20 protein-coding genes and 1 tRNA gene are annotated in these 24,909 nt (G+C 44.4%); 18 read left to right on the top strand and 3 right to left on the bottom strand.

Annotated features, from left to right (window positions below; genetic code table 11):
• Positions 1 to 20 precede the first annotated feature (20 nt).
• The 3 genes from rpsU to dnaG all read left to right on the top strand — a co-directional run bounded on the left by rpsU (position 21) and on the right by dnaG (position 2,892).
• A complete protein-coding gene (gene rpsU / locus QUD86_RS07435; RefSeq protein WP_100379615.1) occupies positions 21 to 233 on the top strand; it encodes a 30S ribosomal protein S21 in 213 nt (70 codons plus the stop codon).
• A 154-nt stretch (positions 234 to 387) separates the two neighbouring features.
• Positions 388 to 834, top strand: a complete 447-nt coding sequence (locus QUD86_RS07430; RefSeq protein WP_286296322.1) for a GatB/YqeY domain-containing protein — start codon at positions 388 to 390, stop codon at positions 832 to 834.
• Positions 835 to 942: 108 nt separating this feature from the next.
• Entirely contained in the window at positions 943 to 2,892 is a 1,950-nt protein-coding gene (gene dnaG / locus QUD86_RS07425) for a DNA primase (RefSeq protein WP_286296321.1), read from the top strand.
• Between the two features lie 217 nt (positions 2,893 to 3,109).
• On the opposite strand, the gene QUD86_RS07420 is transcribed toward dnaG, so the two are convergent.
• Positions 3,110 to 3,700 (bottom strand): hypothetical protein, encoded by a 591-nt coding sequence (locus tag QUD86_RS07420; protein ID WP_286296320.1) that lies wholly within the window; start codon positions 3,698 to 3,700, stop codon positions 3,110 to 3,112.
• A gap of 7 nt (positions 3,701 to 3,707) precedes the next feature.
• On the opposite strand from QUD86_RS07420, the gene rpoD reads away from it, so the two are divergent.
• The 10 genes from rpoD (at position 3,708) to cobA (ending at position 13,558) form a co-directional block, all read left to right on the top strand.
• The gene (gene rpoD, locus QUD86_RS07415) at positions 3,708 to 5,747 is read left to right on the top strand and encodes an RNA polymerase sigma factor RpoD (protein WP_286296319.1); all 2,040 of its coding nucleotides are present in this window, start codon (positions 3,708 to 3,710) and stop codon (positions 5,745 to 5,747) included.
• A 13-nt stretch (positions 5,748 to 5,760) separates the two neighbouring features.
• Positions 5,761 to 5,837: transfer RNA gene (locus QUD86_RS07410), tRNA-Ile, on the top strand.
• Positions 5,838 to 6,047: 210 nt separating this feature from the next.
• Positions 6,048 to 6,212: a hypothetical protein gene (locus tag QUD86_RS07405; protein ID WP_286296318.1), complete on the top strand. Its 165-nt coding sequence runs from the start codon at positions 6,048 to 6,050 to the stop codon at positions 6,210 to 6,212.
• 17 nt (positions 6,213 to 6,229) lie between these two features.
• Complete coding sequence (locus QUD86_RS07400) at positions 6,230 to 7,021, top strand: sulfite exporter TauE/SafE family protein (protein ID WP_286296317.1); 792 nt, start codon at positions 6,230 to 6,232, stop codon at positions 7,019 to 7,021.
• Complete coding sequence (locus tag QUD86_RS07395; protein WP_286296316.1) at positions 7,018 to 7,746, top strand: phosphoadenylyl-sulfate reductase; 729 nt, start codon at positions 7,018 to 7,020, stop codon at positions 7,744 to 7,746. The genes QUD86_RS07400 and QUD86_RS07395 overlap by 4 nt, the downstream gene beginning before the upstream one ends.
• 35 nt (positions 7,747 to 7,781) lie before the next feature.
• Positions 7,782 to 8,714, top strand: coding sequence for a sulfate adenylyltransferase subunit CysD (gene cysD / locus QUD86_RS07390; RefSeq protein WP_286296315.1), 933 nt, complete (start codon positions 7,782 to 7,784; stop codon positions 8,712 to 8,714).
• Positions 8,714 to 10,093 carry a sulfate adenylyltransferase subunit 1 gene (locus tag QUD86_RS07385; protein ID WP_286296314.1) on the top strand — a complete coding sequence of 460 codons (1,380 nt, stop codon included), beginning with the start codon at positions 8,714 to 8,716 and terminating at the stop codon, positions 10,091 to 10,093. Before cysD ends, QUD86_RS07385 begins: the two co-directional genes overlap by 1 nt.
• 238 nt (positions 10,094 to 10,331) lie before the next feature.
• The gene (locus QUD86_RS07380; protein WP_286296312.1) at positions 10,332 to 12,074 is read left to right on the top strand and encodes a nitrite/sulfite reductase; all 1,743 of its coding nucleotides are present in this window, start codon (positions 10,332 to 10,334) and stop codon (positions 12,072 to 12,074) included.
• A gap of 33 nt (positions 12,075 to 12,107) precedes the next feature.
• A complete protein-coding gene (locus QUD86_RS07375; protein ID WP_286296310.1) occupies positions 12,108 to 12,704 on the top strand; it encodes a DUF934 domain-containing protein in 597 nt (198 codons plus the stop codon).
• Between the two features lie 23 nt (positions 12,705 to 12,727).
• Complete coding sequence (gene cobA / locus QUD86_RS07370; protein WP_286298711.1) at positions 12,728 to 13,558, top strand: uroporphyrinogen-III C-methyltransferase; 831 nt, start codon at positions 12,728 to 12,730, stop codon at positions 13,556 to 13,558.
• On the opposite strand, the gene QUD86_RS07365 is transcribed toward cobA, so the two are convergent.
• Positions 13,481 to 13,843, bottom strand: coding sequence for a sirohydrochlorin chelatase (locus QUD86_RS07365; protein ID WP_286296309.1), 363 nt, complete (start codon positions 13,841 to 13,843; stop codon positions 13,481 to 13,483). The two genes, cobA and QUD86_RS07365, sit on opposite strands and share 78 nt — an antisense overlap.
• Before the next feature lie 566 nt (positions 13,844 to 14,409).
• On the opposite strand from QUD86_RS07365, the gene QUD86_RS07360 reads away from it, so the two are divergent.
• A complete protein-coding gene (locus QUD86_RS07360) occupies positions 14,410 to 14,619 on the top strand; it encodes a TA system antitoxin ParD family protein (RefSeq protein ID WP_286296307.1) in 210 nt (69 codons plus the stop codon).
• Positions 14,619 to 14,897 (top strand): type II toxin-antitoxin system RelE/ParE family toxin, encoded by a 279-nt coding sequence (locus tag QUD86_RS07355; protein ID WP_286296306.1) that lies wholly within the window; start codon positions 14,619 to 14,621, stop codon positions 14,895 to 14,897. Before QUD86_RS07360 ends, QUD86_RS07355 begins: the two co-directional genes overlap by 1 nt.
• 97 nt (positions 14,898 to 14,994) lie before the next feature.
• Here the strand turns inward: QUD86_RS07355 and QUD86_RS07350 are convergent, their stop codons facing one another.
• Positions 14,995 to 15,576 carry a hypothetical protein gene (locus QUD86_RS07350; protein ID WP_286296305.1) on the bottom strand — a complete coding sequence of 194 codons (582 nt, stop codon included), beginning with the start codon at positions 15,574 to 15,576 and terminating at the stop codon, positions 14,995 to 14,997.
• A gap of 219 nt (positions 15,577 to 15,795) precedes the next feature.
• On the opposite strand from QUD86_RS07350, the gene QUD86_RS07345 reads away from it, so the two are divergent.
• The 3 genes from QUD86_RS07345 (at position 15,796) to QUD86_RS07335 (ending at position 24,796) form a co-directional block, all read left to right on the top strand.
• Complete coding sequence (locus tag QUD86_RS07345) at positions 15,796 to 17,241, top strand: sensor histidine kinase (RefSeq protein ID WP_286296304.1); 1,446 nt, start codon at positions 15,796 to 15,798, stop codon at positions 17,239 to 17,241.
• A 206-nt stretch (positions 17,242 to 17,447) separates the two neighbouring features.
• Positions 17,448 to 18,559 (top strand): IS3 family transposase gene (locus tag QUD86_RS07340; RefSeq protein WP_286296203.1). Its coding sequence is split into 2 segments (ribosomal slippage): positions 17,448 to 17,697 and positions 17,697 to 18,559, totalling 1,113 coding nucleotides; the frame shifts between segments, so codons are not numbered across the junction.
• Positions 18,560 to 18,733: 174 nt separating this feature from the next.
• Positions 18,734 to 24,796 carry a beta strand repeat-containing protein gene (locus QUD86_RS07335; protein WP_286296303.1) on the top strand — a complete coding sequence of 2,021 codons (6,063 nt, stop codon included), beginning with the start codon at positions 18,734 to 18,736 and terminating at the stop codon, positions 24,794 to 24,796.
• The last annotated feature ends 113 nt before the right edge of the window (positions 24,797 to 24,909 follow it).

Here is a 24,909-nt window from a genome sequence, read left to right as displayed (position 1 = left end):
CATATACGAGTTAAACAAGTATGACTACAGTCCGCCTCCGTGAAAACGAACCTTTTGAAGTGGCATTACGCCGTTTCAAGCGCACCATTGAAAAAAATGGCCTATTGACCGACTTGCGTGCCCGCGAGTTTTACGAGAAGCCAACGGCTGAGCGTAAGCGTAAGAAGGCTGCCGCTGCTAAGCGCCACTACAAGCGTATCCGCAGTCAGATGTTGCCTAAAAAGCTGTTCTAAACGCATTTAAAAGCGCTCCTCACCGAGCTGCTTTGAAACCCGCTGACGGTGAAACGCAGCGGGTTTTTGCTTTTTAAGTTGTGCTGCAAAAGCCAACTACTCAATGCACAATAATGATGTGCACACAGCGTTTAATTAATAGGGAGTCAATGCGATGGGCCTCAGAGATCAAGTTACTGAAGATATGAAGAATGCAATGCGCGCAAAAGAAACTGCGCGACTTGGCACGATTCGTTTATTACTGTCCGCTATTAAGCAACGTGAAGTAGATGAGCGCATCGTAGTCGATGATGCTGGCGTAGTTTCCACAGTAGAGAAGATGATTAAGCAACGCAAAGATTCCATCTCTCAGTTTGAAAAAGCAGGGCGCGATGATCTAGTCGCGATTGAGGCTGCTGAAATGATTGTTTTGCAAGCCTACTTACCAGCACAATTATCCGATACAGAAGTCGAAGCGGCTGTAGCTGCTGCTGTGGCATCTACTGGCGCTACGGGCCCGCAAGATATGGGTAAAGTGATCGGTGTCCTGAAGCCTCAGCTCGCTGGTAAGGCGGATATGGGTAAAGTATCTGGTTTAGTAAAAGCAGCACTCGCTCAGTAATCAGACCAGCAATCAGATCAACAATCAGATTCATAAGCAGATTCATAAGCAGATTCATAAGCAGATTCGTAAGTAGATAGGCAGACTAACAAGTCCTTATTCACCACCATGGCACTCATCCCACAATCCTTCATCGCTGACCTTTTAAATCGGGTTGATATTGTGGAGATTGTTGGGCAGTACGTGAAGTTAAAAAAAGCGGGCGCGAATTTTCAGGGTTTGTGCCCCTTTCATGCAGAAAAATCACCCTCATTTTCAGTGTCGCCTACTAAGCAGTTTTATCACTGCTTTGGTTGTGGAGCCCATGGCTCTGCCATTAGTTTCTTGATGGAGTATTCGGGGCTGGGCTATGTGGATGCGATTGAAGATTTAGCTCGCTCCGCAGGTTTAGACGTTCCACGCGAAGAGCGCACTGCAAATGATGTTGCTCGTCAACAGCAAACGATGGCTTTAAGTGAAGTCATGAGTAGCGCTGCAGATTGGTATCGCCAGCAACTAAAGGGCGCCACACGTGCCGTTGACTATCTCAAGGGTCGTGGTCTGACTGGTGAGGTCGCCAAGCGCTATGCATTAGGTTACGCGCCAGATGGCTGGCAAGGACTTGAAGCTGTCTTTGGTACCTATGCCAATGATGAAGTGGCGAAAAACCTATTAGAAGGGGGTTTGCTGATCCAAAGTGAACAGACTGAAGGTAATGCAACGGCACGCCGCTATGATCGTTTTCGGGATCGCATCATGTTTCCGATTCGTAACCCCAAGGGTCAGACGATTGGTTTTGGTGGTCGCATCCTAGATCAAGGTGAACCTAAATATTTAAATTCACCAGAAACACCGCTGTTCTCAAAAGGCAATACGCTCTACGGACTATTCGAAGCTAGACAAGCTATTCGTGCTCAAGAATATGTGCTGGTGTGCGAAGGGTATATGGACGTTGTTGCCCTAGCCCAACTCGGTTTTCCAAATGCGGTAGCTACATTAGGTACGGCTTGCACTGCTAATCACGTGCGGATGTTATTGCGTCAAGCAGATCGGATTGTTTTTTCATTTGATGGTGACTCAGCAGGACAACGCGCAGCACAGCGTGCCTTGGAGGCTTGTTTGCCACTGATGTCTGACGATAAAGAAATTCGCTTTCTCTTTTTACCGACGGAACATGACCCTGATAGTTATGTCAGGACATACGGTGCCCCCGCTTTTGAAAAAGTAATTAAAGAGGCAATGTCTTTATCAAGCTTCTTTTTTAAGATCGTCAGTCAGGAGCATGAGCTCACTACGCCAGAGGGTAGGGCGCAAACCCATCATGCTGCAAAACCGCTGTTACTATCAATGCCGCCAATCGCGCTACGTACGCAAATTCTGCGTGAGCTCGCGCTACGCACAAACTCTACCCCTGCAGAGCTTGAATCTTTTTGTGGTCTGACCATAGTTCCTGCTCCGGTGCAACAAGGTGCTTATTCCAGTAACAATCAACGCGCTCCAAGCTTTCATCAAGTCAACGTCAATAATCGCACTCAAGGCGCGCCTTGGCAGGCATCCAAGGGCTCCGCTAAAAGAGTAGCCACTTTGAATATTGCACCACCACAAGCGCCAACAGATTTAGCAGAGCAGATGTTGCGGGTCTTAATTCAGTTTCCGCATCTAGGAAAAGCACTCACTCCAGATCAACGAACATTGGCTTTAAAAGCATCAGCACTGCGCTCTGAAAAAGCCTTGGCTCTAATGCAAGACTTATTGACTCAATGCGATTTAGTGGAGCTCATTCCTAGTGAAAATGGTAAGCCACCTACCGTAGGTGCAGGAGCCTTTGCTCTTTTTCAAGATCAACTTTCTCGCAGTAATCTTGCCCCTTTGTATGAGGTACTGCGCAAGCGGGTAATGGGCTCTGATCTAGAGCTCGAGGGTGCGACTGCGGATTTGGATGGGGCATTTAAAAAGCTTGAGTTAACTCAGCTTAAAACCGAAATGACGGAGATCGCACAAAAGATCGCTGGTAGTACCGCTTCCGACCAAGATCGGGCTCGATATCGCGAGTTAGGCGAAAGATTGAAATTCTCATAGGAATTTTCTGATTTAACCCTAGAAATACCGGAAATTTACCCCATATTTATAGAGTAAGTAGGGAGTGAAAAGTCAGATTCGACTATAATCCTCTATTCCCAGGAAAAAACCGATTTAATTCAGCCACTTGCGCTTTATTTTGAAGAAATTTGGGGCAAGTGAACACAGTGGCTGGATACCATCAGTCGAGATCAATCATCAGCAACGTGAGTAAGCGCTAATAAATGCCTAATACTAAGAAAAAACCAGTTAAATCCGCTGCAAAAGCACCAGCTAAACCTGTTAAGGCCACAAAGCCAGCAGTTAAAGCAAAGCCGGTAGCAAAAGCGAAGGCCCCAGCAAAACCCGTTGCTAAATCCAAAGCCAAAGCATTAGTAAAGCCAGTGTTGAAAGCGAAAGCAAAGACACCAGCAAAACCGGTGGCAAAAGCAAAAGTACCTGCTAAGTCAGCAGTTAAGTCAGTTACTAAGCCAGTTACTAAGTCAGTAGCGAAGTCAGCTACAAAGTCAGCAGTAAAGGCTAAGGCGCCAGTCAAAATAATTAAGGCTGCTACAAAGCCAGCTACAAAGCCAGTTGCAAAAGCAAAGGCTCCGGCTAAGGCTGCAGTTAAGGCTGTAGCTAAGGCCGCTAAAGCACCAGTAAAGCCAGCAGCAAAGTCAAATACGAAGCCTTTGGTAAAGGTAGCAAAGCCAGTCAAACCAGAGCCAATCAAAAAAGCAGCAACGGTAAGCGTTGCTAAGGCAGTGGTTGAGAAGCTTGCTAAAGAACCTAAGGCACCTAAACCAACGAAAGTAGTTAAAGAGGCCAAAGCAGCAATGGAAGTTATTGAAGGTGTTGTAGTTGAAGAGACTAAAAAAGGTCGTAAATTAAAAGCGGATGCTCCAGTAGAGAATGCTGAGCCCGTATTAACTGATCGCCAAAAAGCGCGCGAGCGTAAGGCAAAAGAAAAGGCACTATTAAAAGAATTTGAAGAGCAGAAGCTGGGCTCAGAAGAGCAGCAAGAGTTACGCCGTACTCGTCTGAAGAAGTTAATCAAGATGGGTAAATCACAAGGGTATTTAACCCATGGTGAGATGAACGACGTGATGTCTGACGAGCTGTCAGACTCCGAAGCATTGGAGACGTTAATTAGCTTATTAAGCGATATTAATATCACGATTTACGAGCAAGCGCCTGATGCGGAAACACTATTGCTCAATGAGAACGCCTCTGGCGGAGCAACAGAAGAAGAGGCGGAAGAAGAGGCTGAAGCTGCTCTGTCAACCGTTGACTCCGAGTTCGGACGCACCACTGATCCAGTGCGCATGTATATGCGTGAGATGGGTACAGTAGACCTTCTGACTCGCGAAGGCGAGATCGTCATTGCGAAGAAGATTGAAGCGGGTCTAAAAGAAATGGTGATGTCCTTAGGTGCTTGTCCTGTCACTATTGGTGAAATTCTTGCTAATGTGGATAAGATTATTTCTGGTGAGATCGAGATTGACCAATTTGTTGATGGTTTAGTGGATCCAAATGCAGAAGATATTAAGCTTGGACCAGAAGTGCCAGAAGTAGACCCAGACGCAGAAGAGACCGGCGAAGAGGGTGAAGAGGAAGATGATGGCGGCGTTGGTGCCGCTGCTGTAAATGCAAAACAGCTAGAAGAGCTCAAGCAAATCTCCTTAGAGAAGTTTGCAATTATTCGCACGCAATCCGAAAAGATGCGCCGTGCATTTGAGAAGGATGGTTATAACTGCCCTGCTTACATCAAGGCACAAGAATTGATTCTGAATGAGCTATTGGGTTTCCGTTTAACAGCCAAGAGTGTCGAGAAATTATGTGACACGATGCGCTCCCAAGTAGATCAGGTATGGAAGCTGGAACGCGGTATCGTCAGCATATTGGTAGACAAGATTGGCGTTAATCGTGGTGATGTCTTGAAAGATTTTCCAAAGATGTCGATGAATCTCGAGTGGACTACAAAGTTACTGAAAGAGAATAAGCCTTACACTGCTTTATTGCAGCGTAATGTACCCGCAATTCAAGAACTTCAGCAAAAGTTAATTGATATGCACATCCGCGTAGTGTTGCCTTTGCCAGAATTAAAAGAAGTCAATAAGCGAATGGCTGCTGGTGAAAAGCGTACTCGTGAAGCAAAGCGTGAAATGACGGTAGCTAACTTACGTTTGGTAATTTCGATTGCTAAGAAATACACTAACCGTGGCTTGCAGTTCTTGGATTTGATCCAAGAGGGCAATATCGGTTTAATGAAAGCGGTAGATAAGTTTGAATATCGCCGTGGCTATAAGTTCTCTACCTATGCTACTTGGTGGATTCGTCAAGCGATTACCCGCTCTATTGCCGATCAGGCACGTACGATTCGTATTCCAGTGCACATGATTGAAACGATTAACAAAATGAATCGTATTAGTCGTCAGATTTTGCAAGAGACTGGTCATGAGCCTGATGCTGCAACTCTAGCCCTCAAGATGGAAATTCCTGAGGACAAGATTCGTAAGATCATGAAGATTGCTAAAGAGCCCATCTCGATGGAAACCCCTATTGGCGATGATGCTGATTCGAACTTAGGTGATTTCATTGAAGACAGTAATACATTAGCTCCGGCCGAAGCAGCCCTGCATGAGTCTATGCGTGACGTTGTGAAGGATGTATTGGATTCATTAACACCGCGCGAAGCTAAAGTATTGCGCATGCGCTTTGGTGTAGAAATGAGTACAGACCATACTCTGGAAGAAGTAGGTAAGCAGTTTGATGTTACGCGTGAGCGTATTCGTCAGATTGAAGCCAAGGCTTTGAGAAAGATGCGTCATCCTAGCCGTAGTGACAAACTCAAGACCTTCTTAGAAGAAGATTGATCCAAAGACTAACGGGCCCATAGCTCAGTTGGTTAGAGCAGAGGACTCATAATCCTTTGGTCCCAGGTTCAAGTCCTGGTGGGCCCACCATAAAAGCAAACCCTCACTAGTGATAGTGAGGGTTTTCTCTTTTGAGTATTACAAGATGTAGCGGTATATATCCTTGAAGAATTACTTGGTGAAAAAAGTAGAGTTGGCATTTCTATATAGCTAAAAGTAATTAACATATCGCTTTATATTTCTTGTGGATATATAAATAACTTGATACATTGACTTCCAAGCCAGATCACAGGAAATCAAATGTCACCAATTCGAGCGTTCTACAACCCCGTCATAACTCAATTACTTCGCCAACATGATCAACTCGATCATGAAAATGCCGTAGAGCGAAAAAGTATTCAACGCAGAATTCTATTTTTAATGGACTCCATTAAATTTCAAGAGCTTGAAGAATCCTTCGCTTAGGCGAAAAAATACCCGGAATGCAGTTTTTTCTTGATCACACGCCATTTATTGTCGCTGGCGCGCTAGTGGGTTTGCTCGTTGGTATGACAGGCGTTGGTGGAGGGTCGTTAATGACCCCTTTGCTTACGCTTATTTTCGGTGTTTCTCCAGCTGCAGCGGTCGGAACCGATCTAGCCTTTGCGGCCATTACTAAGGGCTTTGGTACCGTTGCTCACCGCTTTCATCAAAACATACACTGGAATATTGTTGCTCTTCTGTGCCTTGGGAGTATTCCGACAGCAGCATTGTCCGTGATTGCTTTGAAATATTTTGGTCCCATTTCCGATGATGCAAATCATCTAATGCGCATTTGTATCGGCATCTCCGTAGTACTCACAGCGGTATCGCTCTTATTGAGAAATAAAATTCTAAGTTGGTCCAAAAAGAATCCGCAGTCCCTATTAGAGGGAATGAGCTTAAAAGTTTCCACCGTAATAGTGGGTGCAGTCATTGGGGTATTGGTTACTATTTCATCGATTGGTGCTGGCGCCATTGGCGCCACTTTAATTTTGCTTCTCTATCCTAAGTTAACTGCAGCTGAGGTTGCTGGAACTGATATTGCCTACGCAGTGCCACTAACTACGCTTTCTGCATTGGGCCACTGGTGGTTAGGTAATGTAGATTTTGATTTGCTTTTAGGGCTGTTAATTGGATCGATACCCGCTATTTGGCTGGGAGCGAAATTATCAAGCACTCTGCCTGAGCGGGTTATTCGGGCCACTCTGGCTACGACCTTGTTTTTAGTTGGAATAAAGCTTCTTACTGCATGATGACAACAACACTATGGTCCATACCAGCAAGTACTCTGAGTACTGATGACCTGAAAAATAAAGCTACAGTACTCAAACAGCGCCTACTAAGCATTACTCAGCGCTTCTCTGATGTGCGTTTTGCAACGAGCTTAGCGGCTGAGGATATGGTGCTAATGGATGCGATTATTGAATCTTCTATAGAAATCAAATTATTCACTCTACATACTGGGCGACTCCATCAGGAGACAATAGACTTCATCAAAACAACTGAAGACCATTATCAAATCCAAATTCAGAGCGTATATCCACAAGAATCTAACGTAGCGCTATTTGTAAATCAATATGGTCTAAATGGCTTTTACGATAGCGAAGAGGCAAAAAAAGCGTGTTGTGGGGTTCGTAAAGTAAAGCCTCTGACTACTGCCTTAATGGGAGCGGATGCTTGGTTGACCGGCCAACGTCGTGAGCAATCCAGTACGCGAGTAGAGCTCAACTTTGAAGAATTGGATGATGCTCGAGGTATCACTAAATTCAATCCTCTTTTTGATTGGGCTGAAAGTGAGATATGGGCCTATATCCAACAAGAGCAGGTACCGATTCATCCCTTGCATCTCAGGGGATATCCCAGTATTGGGTGTGAGCCCTGTACTCGGGCAGTTAAAAAGGGGGAGGATCTTCGAGCGGGTCGCTGGTGGTGGTTACAAAGTGGCAGCAAAGAGTGTGGACTGCATGTCCAGCCCTAATCCCATCAACAAGGCATCTTTAACGAGTAAGGCGTATGTCTGATATACAGAAAAATTGGCTATTAAATGACCACCTTACTTGGCTGGAGGCTGAGTCGATTTATATTATTCGTGAGGTGATTGCGCAGTGCGCCAATCCAGCGATGTTATTTTCCGGCGGAAAAGACTCTATCGTGATGTTTCATCTGGCACGTAAAGCATTTCAATTTGGAAATCGTCCGGTTAAATTACCCTTTCCAATTGTGCACATTGATACGGGCCATAATTTTCCTGAGGTGATTGCTTATCGCGATGCAGTAGTCAAAAAAACGGGCGTCAAATTGATTGTAGGAAGCGTAGAGGAGTCCATTCAGAAGGGGACGGTCCGTCTGCGAAAACCAACGGATTCTCGTAATGCTGCTCAAGCGGTCACGTTATTAGAGGTGATTGCTGCACATCAGTTTGATGGTCTGATGGGGGGCGCTCGGAGAGATGAGGAAAAAGCGAGAGCAAAAGAGCGCATCTTCTCTTTTCGTGATGAGTTCGGCCAATGGGACCCAAAAGCACAAAGACCTGAACTCTGGAATCTTTACAACGCACGCATCTCCCAAGGGGAAAACATGCGTGTATTTCCGATCTCAAATTGGACCGAATTAGACATTTGGCAATATATTGCTCGAGAGGCGTTAGATCTGCCTAGCATTTATTACACCCACCAACGTGAGGTCGTCAGGAAAAATGCGCTACTTGTTCCTGTTACTGACATCACCCCTAAAGCGCCAGAAGATGTCAGTGAAATCTTGAGTGTACGCTTTAGAACAGTAGGGGATATCAGCTGTACCTGTCCTGTTTTGAGTGAAGCGAAAACACCAATAGACATCATTGCCGAAACTGCAGTAACTGACATTACCGAACGTGGCGCAACACGGATGGATGATCAGGCAAATGAAGCTTCAATGGAGCGTCGCAAAAAAGAAGGCTATTTTTAATGAATAAAGACACTCAAACTCAAGCTCACACTATCATTCATTCTCAACTTCGTTCGAATGTGATCCGCTTTATTACTGCAGGAAGCGTCGATGATGGAAAAAGTACTTTAATTGGACGTTTACTGTACGACACTAAATCTATTTTGGTAGACCAACTAGAGTCGGTATCTAAGACAAAATATGCACGTGTCACTTCTTCAGATGCCGGCATTGATCTGGCTCTTCTCACTGATGGACTTGAAGCTGAGCGTGAGCAGGGGATTACTATTGATGTTGCTTATCGATATTTTTCTACTCCCAATCGTAAATTTATTGTGGCTGATGCCCCGGGCCATGAGCAATACACCCGTAATTTAGTAACGGGCGCATCTCAGTCTGACATTGCCGTTATTTTGGTTGATGCCACCCGCATTGATTTGAATACATTTCCGGCAACCTTGTTAGCGCAAACTAAACGCCATACTGCCATCGTTCATCTATTGGGATTAAGGCATGTCGTATTTGCCATAAATAAGATGGATCTTGTGCAATTTGATCAGTCAGTTTTTAATGCAATCACGAGTGCGATTGAGGATCTAGCTCAAAAGATCGGTCTTTCAGCGCCGACCTTGATCCCGATATCGGCTTTGTCAGGCGCCAACGTGGTAAATCAGAGTCTAGACATGTCTTGGTATCAAGGCCCTATATTACTCAAGTGGTTGGAAAGCGTAGACACCACACCCTATTCTGAAACGACCGCCCTTCGATTTCCGGTGCAGCTTATTGCTCGGCAAGATGGCAGTGACTCGAATAATTTTCGAGGTTATCTTGGCCAAGTAGAGTCGGGTAGTGTAAAAAAAGGTCAGAAAATCAGAGTCATGCCGGGAAGCTTAGATGCTACTGTTGCACGTATCTACCTGAGTAATCAGCCTTATTCAGGTGGCGCTGATCATGACAATACGGTGGATGTTGGGCACAGCGGTCAGTCTCTCGCTATTGAATTAAATGAAGATATAGATGTCTCACGCGGATGTCTTTTTATAAGCGCCGATGATCCTAATCCCCCCGTTGTAACAAAGCATCTATCGGCTGATATTTGTTGGCTGGATAATGAGCCCTTATCTTTAAGTCGTAAATATGCATTACGCAATACTAGTAATACTGTCGTTGCAAAAGTGAAGGCCATTGTGCAAGTCTTGGATATTCTTACTTTATCTCAGAAAAGTAGTGCTAGTAGCCTCTCTACTAATGAAATTGGACGCATTGAATTAGTCTTACAAAACCCTATCGCAACCGATCTATTCACTCAATCTCAAAGTACAGGTTCATTCATTTTGATTGATGAGGTGACAAATCACACGGTAGCTGCCGGCATGATCCGAGCAGTAAGTGGTACCTAGGTCATTATTTAAAGCGCTATCAAGGTACAGCGGATGCCATTTTGGGCCTGATGCCGCATTTCAACCATCTATATAAATCTAGTTTCCTCTAGGCGCTATCAAACGATCAATAGACCCAAAGATTTGAATTGAAGGCCTATAAGTGGGTAGTAGCTCGCTTCTATATACTTTTTTACGTATATAGAAGTAACGTTTTATTATTTGTAGAAATATCAATGTACGCAGACAATGTGAGTCAATGTACAAATATGACCACATAGATCAAACCTTAGTAGACGAGCGGGTTGCCCAATTTCGTGATCAGGTAGCCAGACGCTTAGATGGCAGCCTGCCTGAAGAAGAGTTTCGCCCCCTAAGACTCCAAAATGGCCTTTATTACCAACGCCATGCCTATATGTTGCGAGTGGCTATTCCCTATGGTCTTCTCAGTGCCAAGCAATTACGGACTCTCGCATTGATTGCCGACAAACATGATCGAGGTTACGGCCACTTCACTACTCGTCAAAATATTCAATTTAACTGGATTGAATTAGAAAAAACGCCTGAGATCTTGGCTGAACTAGCTCAAGTAGAAATGCATGCCATCCAGACATCTGGCAATTGCATTCGCAATATCACGAGCGATGCTTTTGCTGGTGTTGCAGATGATGAATACGTCGACCCAAGGCCCATCTGTGAATTACTGCGTCAATGGTCAACGCTGCACCCTGAGTTTGCCTATTTACCACGCAAGTTTAAATTTGCTATTAATGGCGCCAAAGAAGACCGCACAGTGCTTCTGTGCCATGACGTTGGCATTGAGTTAAAAAAAGATCCCAATGTTCAAGATGGTGCACTTACGGCAGATATTTATGCGGGCGGTGGTATGGGGCGCACTCCAATTCTGGGTTCCTTGATAAAAAAGAATGTGCCATGGCAATTACTGCCAAGCTATCTCACGGCATTGTTGCGTGTGTATAACCGCTTTGGCAGAAGAGACAATATATATAAAGCACGCATCAAAATATTAGTGAAAGCATTAGGTCCGGAAGAGTTTTCACGGCAGGTAGAAAGTGAGTGGGCACAACTCCATTCTAAGGAGGCGCCAAGCAAAGATAATTTCACTCAGGCGGAATGGAATCGCGTTGCTCAGCACTTTACCAGGCCTTCCTATAAAAACTTACCGGCATTAACTAGGGCCGAACTTCAGTCCTTTGTCGAACCAAAACTGGACGCCAATGAGAGAGTCGCATTTACTCGCTGGTTAGAGCGCAATTTAAGGCCTCATCAAGTGCCTGGCTATGCCTCGGTCGTTCTGTCGCTCAAACCCCATGGCACTGCCGCACCTGGCGACGCAACCAGTGCTCAAATGAATGCTATTGCAGATTTGGCTGAGCAATATAGCTTTGGTGAATTACGGGTAACTCATGAGCAGAACTTAGTTTTAGCGGATGTTGAGCAAACTGAATTACTTCATTTATGGCGCGCCGCTAAAAATCACAATCTTGTTCTATCCAATATTGGTTTATTGACCGATATTATTGCGTGCCCTGGTGGCGATTTCTGCTCATTAGCCAACGCCAAGTCACTCCCGATTGCAAAAGCTATTCAGGAGCGCTTTGATGACTTAGATTATTTACATGACCTAAGAGATATCACGTTAAATATCTCTGGCTGTATTAACTCTTGCGGACACCATCACGTTGGCAATATTGGTGTTCTCGGTGTTGATAAGGATGGTGAAGAGTGGTATCAAATTACCTTAGGCGGTGAGCAAGGCAACCAAGCCTCTATCGGCAAAGTGATTGGACCTTCTTTTGGGGCTAATGAAATTCCAGATGTAGTGGCTAGCCTGATCAATACTTATGTAGAGCATAGAACTGAGGATGAACTCTTTATAGAAACGTATCGCAGACTAGGTATGGATGCTTTTAAAGAGCCTGCCTATCGGAACTCTCGCAGTAAAGATAAGCAGAAAGTAGATCAAAAGAACTCAGTATAGGCATCAAAAGTACCGATACAAAAATAACAAAACATGAACAAACAGATTATTTCTTTCCCCAAAGGTAAAGCACCTTCTCTCATTCCTAATGAATGGCATGTCTGGGATGGAGGCCAATCAAGCGACGGCACTGTTGCTGTCTTGCCTAAAATGGCCGACTTGGAAAATGGTCTATTAAAGGTCTTAGTGCCATTTCATTGGTGGCTTGAGCATGATCTTGGGAATCATCAAAGTGCAGATGTATCAGAGAGAGTGGCAAAGGGCGAAGTTGGAGTGTGGTTTGCTGCGGATGACGATATATTGAATCAGATTGAAGTCATTGAAGCAGGAAGATCCATTTGGCCTGTTGTTGGCGCACACTTCCCCATATTTCGGGATGGAAGAAGCTTTAGCACTGCAGCCTTGTTGAGAGCGCGTTTTCATTGGCAGTCTGAGATTCGTGCTGTCGGCGATGTCTTGGTTGATCAGCTCCTGCAGGGCTCAAGAGCTGGCTTTGATGCTTTTGAATTACGTGAGGACCAAAATCTAAATCTCGCACTAAAGCAATTTAGTCTTTTTTCGGTAGTCACGCAAAACAGTTGGCGTGATCAGCGAGCCACAGTGACAAATGATTCGTCAGCTTTCATATGAATTCCATGAAGCCGTCATCTGTTTTGGGTAAAGTCTATTTGGTTGGCGCCGGTCCTGGTGCGGCAGACCTTATTACGGTTCGCGGCGCTAGAATCTTAGAAAAAGCGGATATTGTTTTTTATGATGCTTTAGTTGATCAAGAGATGTTCGAGTTTTGCCCTAATGCGATTAAAGTATCGGTAGGTAAACGCTGTGGCAAGTTATCCTCAGCACAGCTGTTCATTAATAAACGCTTAACTGATGCAGCGCAGCGTCATCAAATCGTTGTTAGGCTCAAAGGTGGCGATCCGATGATGTTTGGGCGTGCAGATGAAGAAATTCAGGCACTGAAAAAAAGCCACATAGAGGTTGAAGTAGTCCCCGGAATTACCGCTGCTCTTGCTGGTGCAGCCGCTATTCAGCAATCACTGACCTTGCGCGGCATCAGTAGAAGTGTTGCCTTTATCACTTTAGCTAAAGCTAGCGACAGTGATAATGACGCAATCGAACAGGAAAATAAGCCCGATCAACATCCTACTGCTGATACTTTGGTTTATTACATGGGCCGTAAAGATGCTAGTGGGATTGCCAAACAGTTAATCGAGGGCGACTCACAAAAGACCAGTGCAACGCCAGTGCACATTCTCGAAGCGGTTAGCACCAAAAATCAGCGTCATTGGTCAAGCACTTTGGGTGAGATGGCCAATGGCAAAGCAAATGACTGGTTTAACAGCGCTTCACCTGCCCTAATTATGGTTGGCGAAGCCCTAAAAAATACAGGGCAACTAGATGCTTACTTACAGTGCCCTAGCACTGAAATCAACGATGGCTTGCAAGACAGCATCGTCCTCACCGACCGCAGGCGTCGTGCTTAAAGTGAGTCCAGGAAATTTTTCTCTGCAGGCGTTGAGCAAAACAGGGAAGTCATTTCGTAAATGACCACCTTGTCCGAAAAAAATGGGCACTATCACCACCTCATTGGCACCAGCAAAAACTTGAGAGGCGATTGCCTCTTCTAGGCTAGGCTGCATCATCTCTAAAAAAGCTAGTGTAACTGGTGTATTCGGGTGCTGAGCTTTCCAGAGTGCAGCCAGCCTATCAAAGGGCTCTCTCCATCGGGCATCACGGGCTCCATGACCAAACAAGACGATTGACTTCATTTGTCCTTTAGATTATCAACAGAATTAATCAAAAATTATTTCATCGATAGTAACCCACATCTAAATACACTGATTGGATTTGTTGATTTGATGCCAGCGCTTTAAATCACTCTATATTTCAACGCATATCGGCAACTTTACAGAATAATTTCTTGAAATTCATACAGCCTTCTTTAAGCACTTGTTCTGATAATTTTTAGATTTTTAAATTTTTGGACTCCAGGCTCGAGTCTTGGTGGACTCACCATAAAAGAAAGCCTTCGCTAGTGATAGTGGGGGATATTTTTTGAACGTCACTAGTTGCAATGGTCTGCCATCCCAAATTCCTTGATTGATTCCCGAAACTAATCATCATCTACACCTCAATCGAATTCTGACCTCGCTTGAGCGAGAGCGCGCGCAATGTCGTGGGGTAATTTAGCTGCAAGGTTGCCAACAAGTGGGTCGTCAGTGGATGCAAAGACTATCTAAGAAGCCCAGGGGGATTACTAATGGGGTAAAGATACACATAGGTTCCAAAAAGGAACTTATAGAACTATAATGGAACCTATAAATGGAGATCCATCATGTCTATAAATGTGAAATTATCAGAAAACCTTGTTCAGCAAGCTAAAGTGTTTGGAAGTGTTGAGCATCGCTCAGTACCCAAGCAGATTGAGTATTGGTCACAAATTGGTAAGATCGCCCAAGAGAACCCAGACTTATCATTCTCCTTAATTCGCGAGATCTTGATTGCTGATCAAGAGTCAGTTGTTGGTGAGTACGTTTTTAGTTAATGCGCTTACTGGTAACGGCCACTTTTGCAAAGGCCATTAAACAACTGCATACCCCACAAAAGTTAGCGTTAGATGCTGCGCTCAAACTTATCTGCCAAGATCCTGCTATTGGTGAAGCAAAAGTTGGAGACTTGCTAGGGGTATATGTTTATAAATTTAGACTATCTCAGCAGCAATGTTTATTAGCATATCGAATTGTGGATACAGAAAGTATCAAGTTACTAACATTGGGCCAGCATGAGAATTTTTATCGAGACTTAAAGCGTCAGGGTGACTAACAAGCGCCTCAAGTTTAAATCCTAGCGGGCCTATCAGAAAAAAGCCCCCACTAGCAATAGTGGGGGCTTTGATTTTCCAGTGACCTGGATTTGTTACTTACTTCTTAGGAGCAGGTGTACTGACAACAGCAGCAATCGCCTCAATGTAGACCACTTTAACTTGGTCGTTAACAGCAATGTCTTTCATAAGCTCAGGATTTTTCACCTTTACTTGGAAAACGTTACCTTGAGGACCTTTTAGAGAAACAATATTTTTAACTGTATCAATAGACTCAACGTTAGCAACGGCAGTAATCGTATTAGTTGTGACCATGCCTGGTTTGTCGCCCTGAGGGGCTGTAGCAGTACTAGTAGTTACTTGCTCACTTGGCGCACCAGGATTTTTTACCTTGAGCAACTCTACTGCAACAGCGAGTTCGTAAACTACATCAAAGCGATCACCCACTTTGATTTCGGCAAAGTTTTTTACTTCTGGACCGGCAACAATAGAACTCTCACCATCTTTATTTTTGAGGGTTACAGTACGTGTAGCCACATCAATTTTAGTAACTTCGCCATCGTAAAGTAGGGCTGCTTCTTGAGCTGCAATAGCGGCAACAGGCTCTTTTGGCTTAGTCAATATAACGTAGGCTGCAATGGCGATAGCAACTAATACAACAGCAATGATGATTTTTTTCATGAGGGTAGAAATCCTAATATATAAAGTACTCAAAAAATGGGTACGGGGTGATGTAAGTGTAAAAAATGCCAAATTTTCAGCATTTGACAGCAATTGTATTACTTATATTAAATATAAAAATGTATAGCAGCCTCTTTCAGTCCAGCAGGATAACCAGCTATGACCCGATAAAGCACCTTCCCAGATCTTGTGGGGCGTAGCCGTTGTAGGATAGAGTCTGTGAAGCCTTTACTTGCCCTCTATTTCTTTATTTTAGCTGCCATCCAATTTGGCCTATTAGCGGGCTTTTTTCGTTCTTACAAAACAGAAAATCTAAATAAGCCTAGCCCCTATTGGATGGGATCTTTGACAGCCAATGTTTTGGGGTTGACTATTTTTGGTATCGGCATATTAGCCAATCAATCGGGTGCAGTTAAACCGGAATTTAACTTTACTATCGCAAACAGCCTTTTTTATATTAGCGGAACCCTGCAGTTGCTTTTTTGCTGGTCGCTGAATACGCCTATTTCAAGAAACATCAAAACTACCGCTATCTCGTCGACTGTGGTTTTCATCATCATCTTTGAGTGGATGCGCATCAGCAGTAGTTTTGAATTGCGCACTACTTTCCTGTGCGTCATAGCGGCATTGTTTTATGCATTGCAAATTTTTCAGTTAAAACTAAAGAGAAATTCAGCGCCTTATCTACAGCTTACTTATTTGCAATATGTGACTGGTGCGGAGTTATTTTTTTCAATCGGGCGAATCGTAATACTCTCCATGAACTCATATTCAATTCAGACTATAGGTGAGGTGCCGCAGATATTAGTATTTTTTACGATCGCACAATTGGTCATGAATACCCTAGCGTATATTGCTATAGGAGCCTACTGGACTGAGCTTATGGTTTTATCAAATGTAAAAATTTTGGATGAAAACCAAGAAATCAAAGCACTTTTATTAGAGCGTGAATGCCTTATTCGGTCACTTCTAAAATTGAATAAAACGGCATCTACTGGAGCTTTGTCTGCCTCTATTGCCCATGAGCTCAATCAACCTTTAGGGGCCTCTCAGCTCAATATTCAATTTTTGCAAAAGAAATTAATGGAGAGGTCTTTAACGCCAGAGCAGAATCAAGAAATACTTGCTGCGCTTTTAGCAGACAATCAGCGTGCTGCCAATATTATTCAATCACTTAAATCGATCTTTTCTGAGAGCAAAATCAGAGTTGAAAAAAGTGATATTAATGAGTTAATCGAATCGGTCTTAAGGATTACCAGACCAGAAATGCAGGAAAAAAATATACAAGTGATTTTGAAGCTGGATTCAAGCAATAGAGTGAATATAAATCGCAGTGAAGTCTTACAAGTACTTTTAAACCTCATTAATAATGCGATACAGGGTCTTTCAGGATCGACTAGCTCGTCTAAGACGATCCAAATTCAAAGCCTTAACGTAAACAACGGGGTGGAGTTACTGGTTGCTGATAATGGTCCGGGGATTGATGCTCAAAAAAGCTCGCAGCTATTCGAGTTATTGGGTGAAAGTAATAAGCCAAGCGGTATGGGTCTAGGTCTGTGGCTTTGTAGGTACATAGTGTCTCGCCATGGCGGACATATTAACTATGCGGAGGCGCCTGGCGGTGGCGCTCTATTTCGACTCACTCTACCTTTTGTCCAAGATTGATTGATTAGCCCTAGGGCTAGTTTCCCAAAGAGCTGACATTCTTTACATTATTAGCATTACTTTTAATAAATTAACTACCTCACTACAGACTGATGATGACAGCTAAATCGACTTTAATTTCCCTAACAATTGCTTTGGTAATCATCCCCTAGCTTAACTTGATTTAAAAGTAGAATTTCTATGTAGTTTGATTTAAAGGAAATTCTATGAAGACCTCCCGATTTACCGATAGCCAAATCATGGCCATCCTCAAACAAGCCGAATCTGGCGTGCCAGCCCCAGAACTGTGCCGTGAGCACAATATTAGCGTTGCTAGCTTCTATAAGTGGCGCTCTAAATACGGCGGTATGGATGCTTCTATGATGTCCCGCGTTAAAGAGTTAGAGCTTGAAAATGCCCGCCTAAAGAAGATGTACGCCGAAGTCCAACTCCAGGCGGATGTCTTAAAGGAAGTTCTGCAAAAAAAGTAACTCGGCCATCTCGCCGCCGCGAGATGGCCAGCCAAGAAGTAAAAAAGGGTCGTATGAGCATCCGCTTAGCGTGCGACACCTTTGTCATTAGCCAGACCTGCTATCACTATAGCCCCAAGCTGTCGACTGACAATGCCCTCATTGCCGATTGGCTGGTTCGTCTTACTCACAATCAACGTAACTGGGGCTTTGGTCTTTGCTACCTGTTCTTGCGTAACGTGAAGGGATTTAAATGGAATCACAAACGGGTTTATCGGATCTATAAGGAACTAGAGCTCAATTTACGCATCAAACCCCATAAACGCTTGGTTCGGGAAAAGCCTTTACCACTAGCTGTACCCCAAGGCATTAATGACACTTGGTCGATTGATTTTATGCATGATCAGTTGCACGACGGCAGAACCATCCGCCTTTTTAATGTGATCGATGACTTTAATCGAGAGGCCTTGGCCATTGATATTGATTTTTCCATGCCCGCAGTACGAGTGATCCGGTCACTCGATCAAATCATTGAATGGCGTGGCAAGCCCTTAAAAATACGTTGTGACAATGGCCCCGAACTCGTAGGAAACATCCTGACTGTATGGGCTGCTAAACATCAGATAGAGATGAGTTACATCCAACCAGGTAAGCCACAACAAAATGCCTATATTGAACGCTATAACCGTACGGTGAGATATGACTGGCTTAATCAATACCTCTTTGAATCGATTGATGAAGTACAAGATTTTGCAACCCACTGGATGTGGACCTACAATCACGAAAGACCCAATATGGGTTTAGGAGGAATTACTCCTAAACAAAAACTAGCAATTGCAGTACCAGCCTCTACTTTTAGCTTAGGTTAAAAAGGGGATGATTACCCTGGCACAAGCGGTTCTTTAAGTGGCCCTAACGTAGGCTCTGCTACCTTAGTTGGTCTTAATGCCGCTACCCTGGCAAATGGCAATGGCATAGCATCGAACTACACCATAGCTAATCCGAGCTTTGGTGTAGTCACTATTACGCCTGCAGCAATTACGGTGAGTTCTACTGCTATTAGTAAGGTTTACGATACAACGACTTCTACCGCTTCTGCATTAACAGCACCGACTTTAACTAAAACTAGTGGTAGCTTGTTTACTAACTCAGCAACTGGACTACAAGATAGCTTGTCTGGTGGTGCATTTGTTTATAGCGACGCTAACTTTGGTATCAATAACAGAGTAGTAACCGTATCTAATGCAAGTGTAATTAGTGGTACAGCAACAGTAACTGGTAATTACGCTATTACTTACCTAGCCAACACAAGTAGCACTATTACTGCAGCACCAATTACTATCAGTGGCTTAGTAGCTAGCAATAAGGTTTATGACGCAACTCATGGTGCAGTGATTAGTGGAACACCTGTAATTGCCTCCGGTGTATTGGGTGGTGAATCCGTGAATTTATCCGGTACCGCTACATCGGGAAGCTTTGCAAGCGTCAATGTCTTTAATGGCATTGCAGTCATACCAACACTGAGTGGCTTGGCGCTAGATAGTGTCAACTACTATGTCGCTGGTGTCGCTAATGCACTGACAGCGGATATTAATCCACGTCCTGTAACCGTCACAGCTACTAGTGGTCAAACGAAGATCTACGGCAACGTAGACCCAACTACCTTTACTTCCACTGTTCAAGCTCAGGGTACTAATGTTGGGCTACTAACAGGAGCCACCTTAAGTGGTAGCTTGGCCCGTGATGCTGGTGAGAACGTCAATAGCTATGCCATTAACGCTGGCACATTAGCCAGTGCTAATCCGAACTACAGCATTACCTTTACCGGCGCTGATTTTGCAATCACACCACGTCCGATTACGCTGAGCGCTAATGCAGTAAGTAAGGTTTACGGCAACGTAGATCCTACTTTAGGAGTTGCGGTTACAGCAGGAACTCTAGCCACGTTCAATACTGTGTCGGACACCTTAGCTTCAGTAGCGGGCACTTTGAGTCGCTCAGCAGGTGAGAACGTTGGCACTTACAACGTACTGTTGGGATCAGGTTCTGCTGTAGGTACTAAGGCCTCTAATTACAGTATTACTTATGTAACGGCCAATCAAGCTTTTGCTATTACTCCTGCGCAGCTAGTAGTGACAGCAGAGAACAGCGTCATGGTTTACGGCTCTACTGTTCCGAGCTTAAGTTATACCTATACCGGCTTAGTCAGCGGTGATACTTCTGCAACATTTACCGGAGCGATAACTTCTACTGCTTCTTCTATTGCATCCATTGGTAGTTATTCCATTACTCAAGGTAATTTGTTGGCAGCTGGAAACTATCAGATGGGTACATTTAATAATGCTACTGTCACCATTAATCCACGTCCTGTAACCGTCACAGCTACTAGTGGGCAAACGAAGATCTATGGCAACGTAGACCCAACTATCTTTACTTCCACTGTTCAAGCTCAGGGTACTAATGTTGGTCTGCTAACGGGAACCACCTTAAGTGGTAGCTTGGCCCGTGATGCTGGTGAGAACGTCAATAGCTACGCGATTAACGCTGGCACATTAGCCAGTGCTAATCCGAACTACAGCATTACCTTTATTGGAGCTGATTTTGCGATTACACCACGTCCTGTAACGGTCACAGCTACCAGCGGTCAAACGAAGATCTATGGCAACGTAGACCCAACTATCTTTACTTCCACTGTTCAAGCTCAGGGTACTAATGTTGGTCTGCTAACGGGAACCACCTTAAGTGGTAGCTTGGCCCGTGATGCTGGTGAGAACGTCAATAGCTACGCGATTAACGCTGGCACATTAGCCAGTGCTAATCCAAACTACAGCATTACCTTTACCGGTGCTGACTTTGCAATCACACCACGTCCGATTACGCTGAGCGCTAATGCGGTAAGTAAGGTTTACGGTAACGTTGATCCTACTTTAGGTATGACAGTTGCAGTAGGAACTTTAGCAACATTTAATACTGTGTCGGATACCTTAGCTTCAGTAACGGGTACTTTGAGTCGCTCAGTAGGTGAGAACGTTGGTAGTTACAACGTACTGTTGGGTTCAGGTTCTGCTGTAGGTACTAAGGCTTCTAATTACAGTATTACATTTAATAGCACGAATGCTGCATTGAGTATTACCAAAAGAAATGTGACTTTGCAAGTCCCTGAAATCAATAAAACCTATGATGGTGGCTATACCTATGACCTGAAGCCAGATGAGCTTGCTGCGTTGAAAAGTCAGCTAATCCGCTCTGATGAAGTCATCGCAGCAAAAGCAGTTTTCGCTGGTAACGATCCAAGCGTTGGTAATAACAAGGTAGTGACGATTGACTCAGGCTCGGTAGTTATTAGTGATGGAAACTCTGGCGGTAATTACACAGTTATTGCCATCAACTCAACCGGAAGAATTACACCAGCCAATCTAACTATTACCGCTGCTAATGATGCTAGGTTCTTCAATCAGAATGATGAGCCTAGGTATGCCGGAGCCCTTTATAACGGATTTGTGAATGGTGAAAGTGTTGTTAACTTACCTCAGCCAAACCGAGCATTAGTAATTACTCGAAGTGATACAAGCAATAATGTCGGCACCTATAGCCTGACTGCAAGTGGTCATGGGGATGCGGGCACAGTTATAGGCAATTACCTAATTAACTATACCGCTGGTAGTTATAGAATTTTGGCCGCCAAAGACCTTTTGATTAGAGTGACCGCAGTATCGACCTATGGAGAAAAGTCTACCTCTGGTGCAACGCCTACTTATAGTTATACAGCCCAGTATTTAGCTGCTGATGGCACGACTTTGTCTTATATTGGCAACAATAGTTTAAGTGTCAATTCTGTAGCCCTCTCAGCACCTGGTTCCACTTTATCTAGTTCATTACTGGCCGATTCAACACCATTCTCAGTGGGTTATGTTGCTAATTCTGTAACTCATTCTGTAACTGCTGGATTCGTACCAACTGACTTCACTAGAAGTGCTTCGAGCAATATTAATGTCGGTCAATATAACGTCTCGGCAATGGATAACCTTACAAAGACTGGTACTAGCTTTGAGAATTTAGTTGTTGTCGGAAAGTTAACTGTTTTACCTAAACTTATTACTACCCCGGCACTAACTAGTAATTCAATTTCTAAGGTGTACGACGGCTCAGCTGTAGTTAGCTCTGGGGTAAGCAACGTTGCCACCGGTACATCGCAAATCGTTTCCAATGACAGTGCGACTTTATCCGCCATTGGTTTTTATAATAATAAGAACGTCGGAACAGCGAAGTCGGTTACTGTGAATTTTGCGATTAGTGGTGTTGATGCCGCTAACTACAGACTATCCTCTAACCAGATATCAGGAAACTACGGCACCATTACCCAACTAGAGTCAGTAACTTATGTAGGACCTGTTGGCGGCGACTGGTCAGTAGCTAATAACTGGGCAGGTGGGGCAATACCTGACTTATCAAACGTAGCGAATGTCATTATTCCGGTTGGATCATCGGTTTCTTATGGTCCGGGCATAGCTGGGCCGGTAACTAGTCAAGTAGTTGCTAATGGCGCACTCACTTTGGCAAATGCTGGTGGTCCAGTATCTCTAGGCGGAATTTCTGGAGCCGGATCGCTTGCCTTAGGCGCTAACTCACTTTCACTAAATGCTACGGGTGGCAATTTTTCAGGCGCCATTAGTGGGGCAGGAGGGCTTTCAGTTGTCACTGGAACTCAAACTCTATCGGGTGCTAACACCTATACCGGTAACACGGCCATTAATTCTGGGGCAAGTCTGATTATTGCTGGATCAGGTGTCTTAGGTGGCGGCAATTACGCTGGAACAATTACCAATAACGGCGCATTTACCTACGAATCAACTGCTACGCAAACCATCAGCGGCACCATCTCTGGCGCTGGCACTCTGACTAAAACAGGCACCGGCACCTTAGTCCTGACAACAGCCAATACCTACACTGGCGCGACCACCGTTAATGGCGGAACGCTAGCGATTACCAATGCAGCTGCTTTAGGCGCCTCTAGCGCCGGTACTACTGTTAATACTGGTGCTACCTTAGATCTACAAAATATTGCAGCACTTGCAGAACCGATTACCTTAAATGGCGGCACACTGTCTGCAAGTACTGGCACTAGTAGCGTAGCAGCGCCCGTTGCCATTACCGGTAACAGCACCATGGCAGTAGCAGGTACTTCCTTGACTGTTGATGGCACCATCTCTGGCGCTGGCACTCTGACTAAAACAGGCACCGGCACCTTAGTCCTCACAACAGCCAATACCTACACTGGCGCGACCACCGTTAATGGCGGAACGCTTAAATTAGGCACCAACGCATCTATTGCTCAATCTGATAAGGTCACAGTTAATGGCAATCTAGATCTCACTGACATTACGGGCAATGTGTTTATTCAGAGCTTGGCAGGCTCAAGCTCTGGTTCTGTTGTTTTGGGATCGATTGCGCCTAATGGACTGGTGATTACAGATGGACAAGCAGCAGACAGCTTTGCTGGTGTTATCAGTGGAACCGGTGGCCTAACGATTGCCAGCGGTACCCAGACTCTGACCGGCATTAATACCTATACCGGACCGACGATTGTTAATCCAGGGGCAAACTTAATCGCTGGCGTTCAGTCTATTCCGGGTGACATTGTTAATAATGGCAGCTTTGGGTTTAACCAAGCAAACCCTGGTACCTTCAGTCACGATATGACAGGAACTGGCACGATGATTATTGCTGGTAGCGGAGTGATTACGCTGACTGGAGATAACACTCAGGCTGGCGGTACAACCATTCAGTCTGGAGCATCACTCATCATCGCCTCTACGACTGCACTCAGCGGTAATCAACTGGTTTCTAATAACGGTTCATTTGGTATTGCTGATGGAATCACCCTATCTAGCCTAGCCATTACCGGCACTGTGACGTTAACGAGCGATATCTACACTACTGGTGCCCAGTCTTATGACAATGTCAGATTAGCGCCATCCTCAGATAACGTCACTACCTTGCAGACAGTCAATAGTGATATTTTAATTAAAGGGACTCTGGATGCTACGGTAGGCAAGATTCAGTCGATATACATTGATGCAGGTCTTGGAAGAGTCACCTTTGGCGACAGTATCGGTTCGATTGCAAGACCTAATAGGCTCACAGCGATTGGTGCTCGCATCTTTATTCTGGCGGACATTTTGACCGGTGATACCCAGGAGTACAGAGGGGCAACATCGATTGGTGATGGCACTTATATCGGTAAGGCACTGGTCAAAGGATTCTTATACGACTCGCATTATCAGTATTTTGAATATGATAAGAATGGCACTACCAGCAAGATCAGTGCATTACAAAACAACCCAGTTTATGTCAGAACCTTAGTATCGAAGGATCCGACGATTACTTTTAATGGCACAGTCGATGACGTTGCGGACTATACCCACACCTTGCTAGTAGCAGCCATTGCTGAGAATTCCACTACGGGAAGAGCAACTTCAACAATGCCGATTATTAATTTCAATGATTCAGTGAGTCAGTCTATTCCGCTGTATAGCTTAAATGCCCAAACAGTAGCAGCAGTTAATCTGACTAATGTGCCTGACCCAAGTGCTTATGTTGGACAAATTAATATTGTCGGAAACGTCACAACCTATTCAGATCAAGTATTCCACTCTTATAGCATTCCTGCATTTAGTGGTGATGGACCTCATATTTTCTCAGTAGTGGATCCAAACGCATCAATCTCATTCTTGTTGCCGCCGCCTTCAGGAAGCCTCCCATCCAATGTAAACCTAATATTTAATGGTCAGACTAATGCAAGTAGCTTCGTTTCAGGAATCACCCAAAATGCTGCGCTGGGTTATGTCCCACCAACATCGGCAGGCCTGAGCAATGCTAGTAGTAGATCTAGTATTGATGGTGGCGCCCTTAAAAATACACTGGCTTTCCAAGCAAATGAATCGCAAATGAGCATTACTCCTGAGTCTGTTTCTGGAGTGACAGTAAGCTCCCCAGAAAGTGTAGAGATCATTTCTGGCAAAGAGAAGAAGTCAAAATCACAGTCACAAACTACTGATAGTTGTGTAACAGATAAAGATGGAAATACGAAGTGTGAAGATATTTAATTCAATTACGCAATATCATATTAAAAGACTCTAGGCTCCGATTAGGAGTTCCTATAAGGTAGCTTGGGCTCACAAAAAACGGCATAACCAATCCCTACGGCAAGCTTCACGTA

This window comes from Polynucleobacter sp. TUM22923 (assembly GCF_030295705.1).
Lineage (GTDB): Bacteria > Pseudomonadota > Gammaproteobacteria > Burkholderiales > Burkholderiaceae > Polynucleobacter.
Note: the sequence above shows the minus strand (reverse complement) of the source record. Positions and strands in the feature narration are given on the sequence as shown.

Excerpts from the sequence above, each read along its gene's own strand:
- QUD86_RS07405 (WP_286296318.1), top strand. The coding sequence starts at position 6,048 with ATGTCACCAATTCGAGCGTTCTACAACCCCGTCATAACTCAATTACTT.
- QUD86_RS07355 (WP_286296306.1), top strand. The coding sequence starts at position 14,619 with ATGCGCTTACTGGTAACGGCCACTTTTGCAAAGGCCATTAAACAACTG.
- QUD86_RS07395 (WP_286296316.1), top strand. The coding sequence starts at position 7,018 with ATGATGACAACAACACTATGGTCCATACCAGCAAGTACTCTGAGTACT.
- rpsU (WP_100379615.1), top strand. The coding sequence starts at position 21 with ATGACTACAGTCCGCCTCCGTGAAAACGAACCTTTTGAAGTGGCATTA.
- rpoD (WP_286296319.1), top strand. The coding sequence starts at position 3,708 with ATGGAAGTTATTGAAGGTGTTGTAGTTGAAGAGACTAAAAAAGGTCGT.
- QUD86_RS07430 (WP_286296322.1), top strand. The coding sequence starts at position 388 with ATGGGCCTCAGAGATCAAGTTACTGAAGATATGAAGAATGCAATGCGC.
- QUD86_RS07350 (WP_286296305.1), bottom strand. The coding sequence starts at position 15,576 with ATGAAAAAAATCATCATTGCTGTTGTATTAGTTGCTATCGCCATTGCA.
- QUD86_RS07360 (WP_286296307.1), top strand. The coding sequence starts at position 14,410 with ATGTCTATAAATGTGAAATTATCAGAAAACCTTGTTCAGCAAGCTAAA.
- QUD86_RS07375 (WP_286296310.1), top strand. The coding sequence starts at position 12,108 with ATGAACAAACAGATTATTTCTTTCCCCAAAGGTAAAGCACCTTCTCTC.
- QUD86_RS07380 (WP_286296312.1), top strand. The coding sequence starts at position 10,332 with ATGTACAAATATGACCACATAGATCAAACCTTAGTAGACGAGCGGGTT.
- QUD86_RS07365 (WP_286296309.1), bottom strand. The coding sequence starts at position 13,843 with ATGAAGTCAATCGTCTTGTTTGGTCATGGAGCCCGTGATGCCCGATGG.
- cysD (WP_286296315.1), top strand. The coding sequence starts at position 7,782 with ATGTCTGATATACAGAAAAATTGGCTATTAAATGACCACCTTACTTGG.
- QUD86_RS07400 (WP_286296317.1), top strand. The coding sequence starts at position 6,230 with ATGCAGTTTTTTCTTGATCACACGCCATTTATTGTCGCTGGCGCGCTA.
- QUD86_RS07385 (WP_286296314.1), top strand. The coding sequence starts at position 8,714 with ATGAATAAAGACACTCAAACTCAAGCTCACACTATCATTCATTCTCAA.
- dnaG (WP_286296321.1), top strand. The coding sequence starts at position 943 with ATGGCACTCATCCCACAATCCTTCATCGCTGACCTTTTAAATCGGGTT.